The organism is Rhizobium johnstonii 3841 (assembly GCF_000009265.1).
GTDB classification, from domain to species: Bacteria; Pseudomonadota; Alphaproteobacteria; order Rhizobiales; family Rhizobiaceae; genus Rhizobium; species Rhizobium acaciae.
Window position 1 is genome coordinate 816,928 of the sequence record NC_008378.1, and the last position, 13,707, is coordinate 830,634.

The following is a 13,707-nucleotide window of genomic DNA, read 5'->3' on the forward strand; positions in this document are numbered from 1 at the left end:
TCATGCTGACGGTTATTCCGGGGAATGCCGTCAGTCCGTTCATTGAAAAGTCAACAAGAGGGAATGACTATGAAAAATTGGACAAAAGGCATCTTTGCAGCCGGCATCATGGCAGCCGCCATGTTCCAGTCTGCATCCGCAGAGACCATCAAGGTCGGCAGCAAGAATTTCACCGAGCAGTTTATCCTCGCCGAAATGTACGCCGCCGTTTTGGAAAATGCCGGCATCACCGTCGAGCGCAAGATCAATCTCGGCGGCACGCTGATTGCTCACCAGGCATTGGTGGCCGGCGAGATCGATCTCTATCCGGAATATACCGGCACGGCGCTCGCTTCTGTCGTCAAGGGTGAGATGTCGACCGATGCCGAGAAGGTCTACACGCAGGTCAAGGACTTCTACGCCAAGCAGTTCAACCTCACCTGGCTGAAGCCGAGCGGCATCAACAATGGCTATGTCATCGTGGTCCGGCAGGAAACGGCGCAGGCCAACAATCTGAAGAGCCTGTCGGATCTCGCCAAGGTTTCGAAGACCCTGGTCTTCGGCGGCGGCGCTGAATTTCCGGACCGCGCCGACGGCCTGCCCGGCCTGAAGCGTGTTTATGATGCCGAGTTCAAGGAGTTCAAGCAGTTTGCCAAGCTCGGCCTTCGTTATGATGCGCTGGAACAGAAGGACATTGACGTCGCCAATGGCGCCGCGACCGACTGGCAGATCGGCTCGAAGAATCTCGTGCCGCTGGCAGACGACAAGGGTCTGTTTCCGCCCTACTACGTGGCGCCCGTTGTCCGCCAGGACGTGCTGAAGGCCAATCCGAAAGTTGCCGAACTGCTGGAGGCGGTCGGCACCCATCTCGATAACGAGAAAATGCGGGTCCTCAATGCCAAGGTTGAGACCGATCACGAGGAAGCCAAGGATGTGGCGGTCGAATTCCTCAAGGAAAACGGCCTGCTGCCGAAGTGATTGTCACGCCCGCGGCCGGGTATCGATCCGGCCGCGACCTGGCGTGGCGATCCTTTTAGGTGTCTGTTCGAAAATCCGTCCGTTCAGCAGCCGGACAGGAATGTGGAGAAGCGGGAAATGCAGGAAATCTGGATCGATTATCTCAACGCCCTCGATGCCAAGGCGCTGGCGCTGACGAATGACGAGATTCTCGATGCTGTGTCGAAAGCGCTGGATGCGCAGGGCAGGGGCGAAACCGTCATCGAGCCGCGTGTTCATCTTGTGCCGGAGAGCTCCGACAAAGGCCATTTCAACGTGCTTCGCGGCTATGTCAAAGCGCTGAACTATGCCGGCGTCAAAGTCGTCGGCGATTTCGTCGACAACTATAAGGTCGATCTGCCCTCGGAGCTTGCGGTCCTCAACCTGTTCGACCCGAACACCGGCGTGCCGAAGGCCATCATCGACGCAACTGCTATCACCGACATGCGGACCGGCGCCGTGACCGCCCTTGGCGCAAAATATCTCGCCCGCAAGAACAGCAAGATTCTCGGCCATATCGGTGCCCGCGGAACCTCCTACTGGAACGTTCGCCTTCTCGATCATCTCTTCGACTTCGATGAAATCCGCGTGCATTCGCGCCGCCCGGAAAGTCGCGATGCCTTCGCAAAGCGTCTTGAGGCGGATCTCGGCAAGAAGATCATCGTCACCGACAATTGGGAGGATTGCCTCAAGGGTGCTGATATCATGGTCGAGGCCAGCCGCCTGCCGGAACCGGCGCCGCTGTTCAAGACGGAATGGGTGAAGAAGGGAGCCTTCGTCGTGCCCTATGGCACGATGAGCGCGCTTGAATTCGATCTCACCGATATCATGGACAAGGTCGTCGTCGACGATTGGGGACAATGCGGCCCCGGCAAGCCGTTTGGAGCGCTTCGCCGTCACGTCGACGAGGGCAAGGTGACGGCCGAGAACCTGCATGCCGAAATCGGCCAGATCGTCTGCGGCATGAAACCCGGCCGCGAGAGCGACGAGGAGACGATCCTGTTCTGGCATCGCGGCCTCAGCACGACCGACGTGGCGCTCGGCGCCGCCATGGTCGATAAGGCAAGAGAGATGAATATCGGCCAGCGCCTGCGGTTCGCATAATTGCCATGGTGATGTCCAAGCCAATCGCCTGTTCGAGAATGTATAATCTCAGCCCGCACATTCGTGGCCTGTGGGACGCGCTGTTTGCGCTGGTCAGCGTGCATTCCGGCGTCGAGCTCGAAATCATCGCTCATGCAGCACCGGCGCCGCTGGCGGAGCTATGGGCGAGGCCGGACATGGGAGCGGTCTTTATGTGCGGCTATCCGTTTTCGCGCATGCCCGAGGGTGCGAGACCGGTTGCCCTTGCCGCACCCGTCTCGAGCGAGGCATGGACTTTGGACCAGCCGCTCTATGCCAGTCACATCCTGGTCGCCTCCACCGGGCCGGTGAACGCGGTGGCGGATCTCGCTGCGGCACGCTGGGGCTGGACCGTGCGCGATTCCCAATCGGGCTACCATGCGGCGCGCTCCTACCTTGCCGGCCGATTTGCGGGCACGATGAAGCAGAGCACGACGGTCGGACCGCTGCTCAATCCCTCAGGCATCGTCGCAGCCCTCAAGGAGGGCAGGATCGATGCGGGCGCGATCGACGCTTATGCCTTCCAATTGTTGTCGCTGCACGAACGCGACGCGATCGATGGTCTTCGTATTCTGGCGACGACCGATCCGCTTCCCGCTCCGCTATTGGTTGCCGCGCAAACATTGCCCTCGGACATCGCCACGGCGTTACAGCAGAGCCTCGTGACGTTGCATGAAACGCCTGAGGGAGCGGCGGCTTTGGAACGGCTCGGCCTCAGGCGATTTTCGGCGGTCGCTCCGTCGGCCTACGATGTCCTGCCGCAGAGAGCCGACGACGCCGATCGCAGATTGGGGATCTCATGGTAGACAGGCGAACGAGCGCTCGGACGCGGAGGTCTCGATGATGAAATGGGTCCCTAAACACCTCGACCGGCTATTCGAAGCGCTGTTGGAGCACCTGTATCTCGTTTTTTCCTCGGTCGGCATTGCCCTGGTGATCTCGCTGATCGTCGGGATATGGGCGGCAAGGCGACCGCGGAGCTTCGCGGTTATCATCATCTTCACCGGTATCTTGTTCGCCGTGCCGAGCCTGGCGCTGTTTGCGCTTCTCATTCCCATTATGGGGATCGGGGCGGCACCTGCCATTACCGGTCTTGCCGCCTACTCGCTGATGATCCTGATCCGCAATATCGGCATGGGGTTTCAGGCAATTCCGCGTGACATACTCGAAGCTGCCGATGGCATGGGCTACGGCACCGCGCGCCGGATCTGGGAGGTCGAGCTGCCGCTGGCGATGCCCTATATCGTCGGCGGTATCCGCATTGCCATGGTGACGGTCATCGGCATCGCGACCGTTGCCGCCTATATCAATGCCGGCGGCCTCGGCGTCATCATTTTCGAAGGCATCGACCAGCGGTTTCCCGAAAAGATCATCGCCGGCGGGCTGCTGACGTCATTTCTGGCGCTCTTTGCCGACTACTGTTTTGCATCCTTCGAAAAGCTGCTGCGCCGGCGCAGTGGAGGTAAAGCAGCATGATCGTTATCGATGCATTCAGCTGGATCTTCAATAACTCCGGTACCTTCTTCAACGCTTTCAATCGCCATCTTCTGATGTGCGTCCTATCGCTTGGCATCGCTTTCGTCATTGCCGTGCCACTCGGATTTGCCGTCGCACGGGCACCTCGCGCCGCCTTTGCAGTGGTCAATATTGCTGGCGCCTTGCGCTCCATACCGAGCCTTGCGATCCTGTCGGCGGCGATGCCGTTTCTCGGCATCGGATTGTTGCCGTCGGTGGTCGCCCTCATCGTCCTTGCGGTGCCGCCGCTGCTGTTGAGCACGATCATCGGCATCCGCGAGATCGACGCCTCGGTGATCGATGCGGCAGATGGAATGGGCATGAGCGCCGGTCAGATGCTGTGGGAGATCGAACTTCCCCTGGCCGTTCCGTCGATTCTGTCAGGCGTCAGGACGAGTGCCATCCAGGTCATCGGCGGGGCCGCGCTGGCCTCCTTCATCGGCGGCGGCGGGCTTGGCGATTTCATCAATGCCGGCATTGCGATCATGAACATGCCGCGCCTTCTCGTCGGAGCGGTTCCGATCGCCCTGCTCGCGATCTTTGCGGAACTGGCGTTCGGCGCCCTGGAGCGCGTCTTCACTCAACGGCGCTAAGCGGCCGAAAGCGGATATCAGGATGATTCATCTCGACCATGTTACGAAGAATTATGACGGAAGCGGCCAGCATGCGGTCGACAATCTCGATCTCCTGATCGAGACCGGTACGACGGTTGCCCTGATCGGTCCTTCGGGCTGCGGCAAGACCACGACCATGCGCATGATCAATCAATTGGAAACACCCACGGCGGGGCGTGTGCTGGTCGATGGCAGAGATATCGCCCGGGTCGATCAGAAAGAACTGCGCCGCAGCATAGGTTATGTCATCCAGCAAGTTGGTCTGTTTCCGCATATGTCGATCGCGCGCAATGTCGCGACCGTGCCGCGGCTTCTCGGTTGGGAAAAGGCGCGCAGCGATCGCCGGGTCGACGAGCTGCTGGATCTCGTGGGTCTTGATCCGGCCATCATGCGGCAGCGCCTGCCACACGAGTTGTCGGGCGGACAGCGTCAGCGCGTCGGTTTCGCGCGTGCGCTCGCCGCCGACCCTGCCATCATGCTGATGGACGAACCGTTCGGCGCGATCGATCCGATCACCCGCGTTCGGCTTCAGGACGAATTCCGCGATATTCTCAGGAAGGTGAAGAAGACCGTCGTCATCGTCACCCATGACCTCGATGAGGCAATCAAGATGGGCGATCGCATCGCCATCATGCGGGATGGCCGCCTCCTTCAATATGATACCCCGCAGGAAATCCTCGCGCGTCCCGTCAATGAATTCGTCGAGAGTTTCCTCGGTCCTGACCGGGCCATAAAAAGGCTGAGCTTGATTGTCGTATCGATGATCATGACCGCGCCGGAACCGTCGAACGGCGATGCCGAGATCGCCGCTGACGCCACGGTTCACGACGCCTTGGCGCTCATTCTTTCCGGGGAGATGCCGGGCCTGCACGTCAGAGCCGCTGACGGGACGCTTGCGGGATATTTGTCTCGTGACACTCTATTGCGCGCCAATCGGCTGTAGAGCAATTCCACCAAAGTGCGCAGCGGAAGAGCTTCGGCTGGGGTCGTTTGCGCAACAGGGCGATATCGCCAGTCGCCATGCATGAACCCTTCGAACGCTCGCAGGCGGGCATCGACCGCCACAGCGATGGATGAATGTGAAATATATTTCACCGTATGAATTATATTGACAGCGCTCTGCCGTTGCGATTATCTGCCCATACCGGACTTCGAGGAGGAACTCCGGTCTTCAATGGATCATCGGCAGCCGCTGAGGCGCCGCCGGATATTTGGGAGGGGCTTCGGCCTCGAGGAGGAAACTTGCGCAAATTTCTAAGCACGACCGCATTGGCGGTCCTTACATCGACGCTTTTCGCCGGCGCGGCCAGCGCGGACGCGGAAAATCCGTTCCGCTGCAAGCCCGGTGAAAAATACGTCATGAACGTCATGGTATCGGGCGTCGAATATTGGTTCCCGGTCTATGAAATGTTCAAGCAGGCCGGTCAGCAGCTCGGTTGCGAGACGGCCTATACCGGCACGCCGGAATATGACGTCAACAAGCAGATCGCCACTTTCGACCAGGCGCTGGCCCAGAACCCGGCCGGTATTCTCGTTCACCCGATGAACTCCGACCCGTTCATCGAGCCGATCAACCGGGCGATCGACCAGGGCACGGCGGTCGTGACCTTCGCGGCCGATGCGCCGCTTTCCAAGCGCATCTCGTTCGTCACGTCGGACAATACCCGCGAAGGCACTTATGCGGCCGACGCGATTGCCGAAAAGATGGGTGGCAAGGGTGAGTATGCCGTTCTCGAAAATCCGGGCCAGGACAACCACGACAAGCGTATCGCCGCCTTCATCGCCCGTATGGAGGAAAAATATCCTGATATGAAGCTGGTCGGCCGCGCTGCGTCCAACCAGGACCCGAACAAAGCCTATCAGGGTCTGATGAGCTTGGTGCAGGCACATCCGAACATTGGCGCCGTCTTCATGCCGGAAGCGAATTCGGCCATCGGCGCTTCGCAGGCCAATAAGGAAAGCGGCGGCAAGATCCTCGTGATGTGCGCCGACGTCAACGCCAACATTCTCGACATGATCAAGGCGGGCGAAGTGTTCGGCTCGATCAACCCGAACCAGGGCATGCAGGGTTACATGGGCTTCATGCTCCTGTGGCTTGCCAAGCATCCGGAACTCATCGACCCGATGAACGACGCCAAGCGCGTCGGCTTCAATCCGATGAGCATTCCGTTCGTCGACAACGGCTTGTCGATCGTCACGGCTGCCAATGCCGACGATTTCTACTGGGACAAGTATCTGAAGCGGCGGGGCACCAAAGGCATCGAGGAGTAAGCCTTTGTGCCGGCTGTCCGGGGGCAGGAAACTCCGGACAGCCACCGCGAGCGGGAGGAGGAGACGATGATGGCGTCGGTGCCGGTTTTGGAAATCCGCAATGTCAGCAAGCACTTCGGTGCGGTGAAGGCGTTGACGGAGGTGAGCTTCAGCCTGGAGAAGGGCGAGGTTCATGCGCTTTGCGGCGAAAACGGCGCGGGCAAGTCGACGCTGATGAACATCATTGCCGGCGTGCTGCAGCCGACCGAGGGGGATGTTCTCGTCGATGGCGCGCCGGTAAAGGTGACGTCGCCGGCCGTGGCGCAATCGCTCGGGCTTGGCCTCGTGCATCAGGAAATCGCGCTCTGCCCCGATGCGACGGTGGCCGAGAACATGTTCATGGCCGCGACCAACCGCCGCCGCTCGCCTTTCATGAATTATGGCCGGCTGGAGCGGGATGCGCAGGTCGTGATGAACCGTCTGGCGCCGATCGACGTGCGCCGCAAAGTCGGCGACTTGTCGATTTCCAGCCAGCAGCTTGTCGAGATCGCCAAGGCGCTGACGCTCGATTGTCGGGTGCTGATCTTCGACGAACCGACGGCGGCTTTGACGGAATCGGAGACGCAGGTCCTGTTCGCAATCATCCGCGACCTCAAGGCGCAGGGTATTTCGATCATCTATATCAGCCACCGCATGGCCGAAATCTTCAGCCTGTGCGACCGGGTCACCGTGTTTCGCGATGGCCGTTATGTCTCGATGGAGAAGGTGGCGGACGTGACGCCGGATGATGTTGTGCGCCGCATGGTCGGGCGCGAGATCACCCAGCTCTATCCGGAAAAGCAGGCGCCGGCGGAGCGGACCGATGAGATCATTCTGAGCGTCCGCAATCTCGGCGACGGCAGCCGCTTCACGGATGTCAACTTCGACCTGCGCAAAGGGGAAATTCTCGGCGTCGGCGGGCTGATCGGCTCAGGCCGCACCGAGATAGCCGAAGGTATTTGCGGGTTGCGGCCGGTCATCGACGGCAAGGTGCAACTGCATGGACAGCGGCTGCGGGCGCGCTCCTATGCGCAGGCAGCGCAGGCGGGCGTCGTCTACCTGTCGGAAGACCGGAAAGGCTCCGGCATATTCCTCGATCTTTCCATTGCCCAGAACATTGCCGTTCTCGATTTGAAATCGCTGACCGGACCGCTGGGACTGTTGAATTCCAAGGCCGAGGCGGATCGTGCCCACAACCTGGTCCGGCGGCTCGGCGTGCGGATGGGTGGCATCGACATGCCGGTGTCGTCGCTGTCGGGCGGAAACCAGCAGAAGGTGGCGATTGCCAAGCAACTGGCGGTCGATCCCAAGGTCATCCTGATGGATGAGCCGACCCGCGGCATCGATGTCGGCGCCAAATCGGAAATCCATCGGCTGCTGCGCGATCTCGCGCGCTCCGGCATCGGCATCGTCGTCATCTCGTCGGAACTGCCGGAGCTTCTCGGTCTGTGCGATCGGGTGCTGGTCATCCACGAAGGCACCGTGGCAGGCGAGGTCGAGGGCGAGGCGATGACGGAGGAAGCGATCATGCGGCTCGCCTCGGGTATCGGCGGTCACAACAATTCAAAGGCATCAGAGCATGCCGCATAGGGAAAAAGCAGGGGCAGGAGACAGGGTCATGGCGGACGCTACATTGGCAACGGCACATCAGGCACGCGCGCCCGGCTGGAAACGGCTGGGGACGATGCGCGAGGCGGGACTGATCGCGATCATCCTGGCGCTCTGCATCGTCATGAGTTTTGCCTCGCCGCATTTTCTGACGCTCGGCAACTTCCGGGCGATGCTGATGTCGTTCTCGGTGGAAGGGATCGTCGTCGTCGGCATGACCATCCTGTTGATCGTCGGCGGCATCGACCTGTCGGTCGGCTCGGTCGTCTGCTTCTCGATGGTGCTGTCGGGCTCGCTGTTCCTGATGGGGCTCGATCCGTGGAGCGCATCTCTGATCGGCATTCTTGCCAGCGGCCTGATCGGCTGTGCCATGGGCTTCTTCGTCACGGTCGTCGGGCTCAATCACTTCATCACCTCGCTTGCGGCGATGGTCATCGTGCGCGGTATCTGCCTGATCATCACCAAGGGCACGCCGCTGTCGCTGTTCACCTTGCCACCCTCGTTCAAGGCGGTCGGGCAGGGCACATTCTATGGCGTCCCCTATGTGATCCTGATTTTTGTTGCGGTCGTCGTGCTGTTCGATTTCCTGCTGCGCCGGGCAACCGCCTTCCGCAAGGTGTTCTACACCGGCAGCAACGAGAAGGCGGCGCTCTATTCCGGTATCAAGACCAACCAGGTGAAGTTCTGGGTGACGGTGCTCTGCGCCACGCTGTCCGGTGTCGCCGGGGTGATCTACATGTCCCGCTTCGGTGCCGCGACCCCGACCTTTGGCGTCGGCATGGAACTCAACATCATCGCAGCCGCGGTGATCGGCGGTGCGTCGCTGAATGGCGGCTCCGGCACGATCCTGGGCGCAATCCTCGGTATTGCCCTGCTGTCGGTCGTAACAAGCTCATTGATCTTGCTCGACGTGTCTGTCTATTGGCAAGACATGATCAAAGGCTGCATTCTGCTTGCCGCCGTCTCGATCGACCATTTCCTGCACAAGCGGAAGGCTGCCTGATATGCCGATAGCCAAGCTCAAACCCGCAAATGCGCCGCGCGAGGAAATCGTCATCGCCCGGCAGATGCACCAGGCTCTGGTCCTGCATTTCCTCGAGGGACTGACACAGGCGCAGATTGCCGATCAGCTCGGCATCTCGCACGCCACCGTCAACCGGCTGATCAAGCGCGGCCGCCAGCTCGGCCTGGTCGAGATCAAGATCAAGTCGCCGGTCGAGCCGCTGGTCGATATGGAAGAACGGCTACGCGCACTTGGCGGCATCGGCCGCGCAGTGGTGGTGCCGACAGTGTCCGACAATCCGCAGACGGCGCTTCAAGCCGTCGGCGAAGCGGCTGCAAGGTTGCTGCTGGAAGAGATCACCGACGGCGATACGATCTGCATCACTGGCGGCAAAGGGGTGAGCGCCGTCGTTGCCGGTCTGCAGCCGCCGCGTCGGTTCAATGTCGAGGTCATTCCAGCAACCGGCTGCGTCCAGGGTAAACACTATACCGACGTCAATCATGTCTCGACCTTGATGGCCGATCGGCTTGGGGGACGTTCCTACCAGATCCATGCGCCCCTCTTTGCCGATGATGCCGAGCAGCGGGCGATGCTGATCAACATGCGTTCCGTCGCAGACGTTTTCAAACGGGCGCGCGAAGCGAAGGTAGCGGTGGTCGGCATCGGCTCGATCCTGTCGGACGATTCGAGCTATTACGACCTGCATCCGTCCTCGAGCACAGACCGCGCTGCGATCGAGCGCTCCGGCGCCTCCTGCGAATTGCTGGCGCATCTGCTCGATGATCATGGCCAGGTCTGCGACTACAGCCTCAACCGTTCGCTGGTGTCGCTGACGCTGCCGGAATTCGCCTCGATCCCCACCAAGATCGGTGTGGCGAGCGGGCCGAACAAGGCAGGCCCGATCCTCAGCGTTCTGCGCGGCAATCATCTGGATACGCTGGTGACCGATGAGGCGACGGGTGCGCGGGTGCTGGCACTGGCGAATGGCGAAGGAAAATGGGCATGAGCGGACAGCAATTGACACGTGAGATCGGCAAATCGGGCGTTTCCGCCTCGGCGGTGGGATTGGGCACCTGGGCGATCGGCGGCTGGATGTGGGGCGGAACCGACGAGGCCGAATCCATCGCCGCAATCCGGGCATCGCTCGATGCCGGCGTGACGCTGATCGACACGGCGCCGGCCTATGGGCTCGGGCGTTCCGAGGAGATCGTCGGCAAGGCGCTGACCGGGCGCCGCGACAAGGCTGTCATCGCCACCAAATGCGGCCTTGTCTGGCATACGCAGAAGGGCCGTCATTTCTTCGATCAGGACGGCAAGCCGGTGCACCGTTATCTCGGCCGCGACGCGATCCTGCATGAGGTCGAGGAAAGCCTGAGGCGGCTCGGAACCGACTATATCGACCTCTACATCACCCATTGGCAGGACCCGACGACCCCTGTCGAGGAAACGATGAGGGCGCTGGAAGACCTGCGTACATCGGGCAAGATCCGGGCGATCGGCGCAAGCAATGTCAGCCCCGACGACCTCAATGCCTATATCGCTGCCGGTGGTCTCGATGCGATCCAGGAGCGGTTCAGCATGATCGACCGGGAGATCGAGGCGGAGCTTCTGCCGCTGACCAAGGCCAACAGCATTGCGACGCTGAGCTACTCGTCGCTGGCCTTGGGGTTGCTGTCCGGCACCATCGGTCCTGACCGGGTGTTCTCAGGCGACGACCAGCGCAAGGGCAATCCGCGCTTTTCGGTCGACAACCGCCAGAAGGCAGCGGCGCTGGCCGACGCCATCCGGCCGGTCGCCGAAAAACACGGCGCCAGCATCGCCCAGATCGTGATTGCCTGGACGCTGGCGCAGCCGGGCGTCACCTTTGCACTTTGCGGCGCGCGCAATCCGGTACAAGCGCTCGACAATGCGCGGGCCGGGACCGTCCGGCTGGATGCGGCCGATCTTGCGGCCATCGATACGGCCATAGCGGCGAAACTGACTGACATGGACAGGTAGCGGATCGCCATCATGAAACGGCAAGAGATATTGGACGGGCTCCGCCAGAGCCCGAAGGTGGACGTCTGTGTCATCGGCGGCGGCATCAACGGCATCAGCGTCTTTCGGGAGCTGTCGCTGCAGGGGCTGAACGTGCTGCTCGTCGAGAAACACGACTATTGCTCCGGGGCCAGTTCGGCGCTGTCGCGCATGGTGCATGGCGGGCTTCGCTATCTTGAAAACGGCGAATTCAAGCTGGTGCAGGAATCGCTGGTCGAGCGGGACCGGCTGTTGCGCAATGCGCCGCATTACGTCGCGCCGCTGCCGACGACGGTGCCGGTGTTCGATATCTTTTCCGGCCTCGGCAATGGCATCGTCCGCTTCCTGGGTCTCAGCCGCCGCCCGAGCCGGCGTGGCGCTATCGCCATCAAGGCAGGCCTGAGCATCTATGATTTCCTGACCCGCAAGCGGGCACTGATGCCGCGCCACCAGTTTCGCGGCCGACGCACGACGCTTGCCAAGTGGCCGGCGCTCAATCCCGACATCAAGAGTTCCGCCACCTATTTCGACGCCTGGGTCAGCCATCCGGAGCGGCTCGGCATCGAGCTTCTGCAGGATGGTCTATCAGCAGAGTTCGGGGCGATGGCGCTGAACTATGCGGAACTGCGGCGGACAGAGGATGGTCAGTACCGTGTCGAAGACCAGATCGGCGGCGCGTCCGTTGCCGTCAAACCGGCGCTGATCATCAACGCCACCGGCGGCTGGATCGACATCGCCAATCAGACCCTGTTTTCGCCGGAAGCGCGGCCGGCTCCGCTGATGGGCGGCACAAAGGGCTCGCATCTGATCGTCGACAATGCGGACCTGCGCGACGCACTCGCCGATCACATGATCTACTATGAAAACGAGGACGGGCGGATCTGCATCCTGTTTCCCTATCTCGGCAAGGTTCTCGTCGGTTCCACCGATATCCGCGTCGACGATCCGGAAACGGTGCGCTGCGAGGCGGACGAGCGGGACTATATCCTGCAATCGCTCGCCTTCGTGCTGCCTGATATCGCCGTCCGGCCGGAACAGATCGTTTTCCAGTTTTCCGGCGTGCGGCCGCTGCCGGCCAGCACCGACAGTTTTACCGGGCGCATTCCGCGCGATCATTTCTGCACGGTCGTAGAGCCGAAGGATGGCGGCCCACCGGTTCTGTGCATGATCGGCGGCAAGTGGACGACATTCCGGTCCTTCGGGGAACTGGCCGCCGACATGGCTCTGGAACGGCTAGACAGGCAGCGCCGTGTTGCGACAACCGATCGGCCGATCGGCGGCGGGCAGGCATTTCCCGCCAACGCGCCTGTCTGGCTTGCGCAGGCGGCGGCCAGCAAAGGCCTTTCCATCCGGCGCATGGCTGAGCTGTTTGCCCGATACGGCACGGACGCGGAGGCGGTTGCCGGTTTCATCGCGGCCGGCCCCGATGCAGTGCTGCCGCACGCCGGCTACTCGGTGCGCGAATTGCAGTTCCTGATCCGCGGTGAAGCGGTGGAACATCTGGACGACCTGCTTTTACGGCGCACAACGCTTGCCGTTTCGGGCGAGCTTACGCTCGACATGATGGATGCCGTACTCGACCTGCTGGCGCAGGAAAAGCACTGGACGCTCGCGCATCACGCCCGTGAGCGCGACCGTTTTCTCACCCTTCTCACCGAACGCCACGGCGTCGACGAAGACATGCTTTCCGCAAGGAACGAACCAAGGAGCATAGAATGCGACACAACAGCAAAGTCCGGATGAACCGGCTGTTCGGCGGCGGCCGCTGCCTCGACGTGGCGATCGATCACGGCGTCTGCAACGAACCGTCCTTCCTCAACGGGCTGGAGGATATTCAGGCCGTCGTCAAGGCCCTGGTTTCTGCCGGGCCGGATGCGATCCAGATGAATTACGGCCAGGCGGACCTGCTGCAGGACGTGCCCGGCAAGGACAAGCCGGCGCTGGTCATGCGCATCGACATGGGCAATCCCTATAATCGGATCCGCCACCGCGACATGTGGGCGGTGCTGCAGAACGAGGCCGAACCGTTGATCGGCGCGATCGAAATGGATGCAGCCTGCGTCGTCGTCAACCTGTTCATGCTGCCGGACGAGCCGGACCTGTTCCGCCAATGCGTGCAGAACATTTCCCGCGTGCGGGCCGATTGCGACAAGTATGGCATGCCGCTGATGATCGAGCCGCTGGTGATGCAGCCGGTCACCGAAAAGGGCGGCTACATGGTTGATGGCGATGCCGACAAGATCGTTACGTTGACGCGGCTTGCCCGCGAGATGGGGGCGGATATCGTCAAGGCGGATCCGACCACCAATGCCGAGGATTTCCACAGAGTGGTGGAAGCAGCCCGTTGCCCGGTCCTGGTGCGCGGCGGCGGCAAGGAAGATCTTCGTGCCGTCTTTGACAAATCCGCCGCCTTGATGCGGCAGGGCGCAATGGGCATGGTCTATGGGCGCAACATCTATCAGCACGCCAATCCGAGTGCGGTGGTGGGCGGGCTGATGGCGATCGTGCACGAGGGTGCGAGCGGCGAACAGGCCTTTGCGCTCTACCAGCAGCGCTGAGCAGCGA

13 protein-coding genes are annotated in these 13,707 nt (G+C 61.4%); all 13 read left to right on the top strand.

Annotated elements, in window-relative coordinates:
• The first annotated feature begins 24 nt into the window (after nt 1–24).
• The 13 genes from RL_RS36660 to RL_RS36720 all read left to right on the top strand — a co-directional run bounded on the left by RL_RS36660 (nt 25) and on the right by RL_RS36720 (nt 13,700).
• On the top strand, nt 25–957 hold the full coding sequence (locus RL_RS36660; protein WP_011649503.1) for a glycine betaine ABC transporter substrate-binding protein: 933 nt from the start codon (nt 25–27) through the stop codon (nt 955–957).
• Nucleotides 958–1,074: 117 nt separating this feature from the next.
• Complete coding sequence (locus RL_RS36665) at nt 1,075–2,079, top strand: ornithine cyclodeaminase family protein (RefSeq protein ID WP_011649504.1); 1,005 nt, start codon at nt 1,075–1,077, stop codon at nt 2,077–2,079.
• A gap of 5 nt (nt 2,080–2,084) precedes the next feature.
• Nucleotides 2,085–2,903, top strand: a complete 819-nt coding sequence (locus tag RL_RS36670) for a phosphate/phosphite/phosphonate ABC transporter substrate-binding protein (protein ID WP_028743033.1) — start codon at nt 2,085–2,087, stop codon at nt 2,901–2,903.
• Between the two features lie 37 nt (nt 2,904–2,940).
• Nucleotides 2,941–3,573 (top strand): ABC transporter permease, encoded by a 633-nt coding sequence (locus tag RL_RS36675; RefSeq protein ID WP_003550062.1) that lies wholly within the window; start codon nt 2,941–2,943, stop codon nt 3,571–3,573.
• A complete protein-coding gene (locus tag RL_RS36680; protein WP_011649507.1) occupies nt 3,570–4,205 on the top strand; it encodes an ABC transporter permease in 636 nt (211 codons plus the stop codon). The genes RL_RS36675 and RL_RS36680 overlap by 4 nt, the downstream gene beginning before the upstream one ends.
• A 22-nt stretch (nt 4,206–4,227) precedes the next feature.
• Nucleotides 4,228–5,169: an ABC transporter ATP-binding protein gene (locus RL_RS36685; protein ID WP_011649508.1), complete on the top strand. Its 942-nt coding sequence runs from the start codon at nt 4,228–4,230 to the stop codon at nt 5,167–5,169.
• A gap of 299 nt (nt 5,170–5,468) precedes the next feature.
• A complete protein-coding gene (locus tag RL_RS36690) occupies nt 5,469–6,497 on the top strand; it encodes a substrate-binding domain-containing protein (RefSeq protein WP_003550068.1) in 1,029 nt (342 codons plus the stop codon).
• A 69-nt stretch (nt 6,498–6,566) separates the two neighbouring features.
• Nucleotides 6,567–8,105 (top strand): sugar ABC transporter ATP-binding protein, encoded by a 1,539-nt coding sequence (locus RL_RS36695; protein ID WP_041937034.1) that lies wholly within the window; start codon nt 6,567–6,569, stop codon nt 8,103–8,105.
• A 28-nt stretch (nt 8,106–8,133) separates the two neighbouring features.
• Nucleotides 8,134–9,126, top strand: a complete 993-nt coding sequence (locus tag RL_RS36700) for an ABC transporter permease (protein WP_003562677.1) — start codon at nt 8,134–8,136, stop codon at nt 9,124–9,126.
• Nucleotide 9,127: 1 nt separating this feature from the next.
• Nucleotides 9,128–10,132: a sugar-binding transcriptional regulator gene (locus RL_RS36705; RefSeq protein WP_011649510.1), complete on the top strand. Its 1,005-nt coding sequence runs from the start codon at nt 9,128–9,130 to the stop codon at nt 10,130–10,132.
• Nucleotides 10,129–11,124, top strand: coding sequence for an aldo/keto reductase (locus RL_RS36710; RefSeq protein ID WP_011649511.1), 996 nt, complete (start codon nt 10,129–10,131; stop codon nt 11,122–11,124). Before RL_RS36705 ends, RL_RS36710 begins: the two co-directional genes overlap by 4 nt.
• A 12-nt stretch (nt 11,125–11,136) precedes the next feature.
• Nucleotides 11,137–12,885, top strand: a complete 1,749-nt coding sequence (locus RL_RS36715) for a glycerol-3-phosphate dehydrogenase/oxidase (protein ID WP_011649512.1) — start codon at nt 11,137–11,139, stop codon at nt 12,883–12,885.
• Nucleotides 12,858–13,700 carry a class I fructose-bisphosphate aldolase gene (locus tag RL_RS36720; RefSeq protein ID WP_041937036.1) on the top strand — a complete coding sequence of 281 codons (843 nt, stop codon included), beginning with the start codon at nt 12,858–12,860 and terminating at the stop codon, nt 13,698–13,700. The genes RL_RS36715 and RL_RS36720 overlap by 28 nt, the downstream gene beginning before the upstream one ends.
• Nucleotides 13,701–13,707 lie beyond the last annotated feature (7 nt).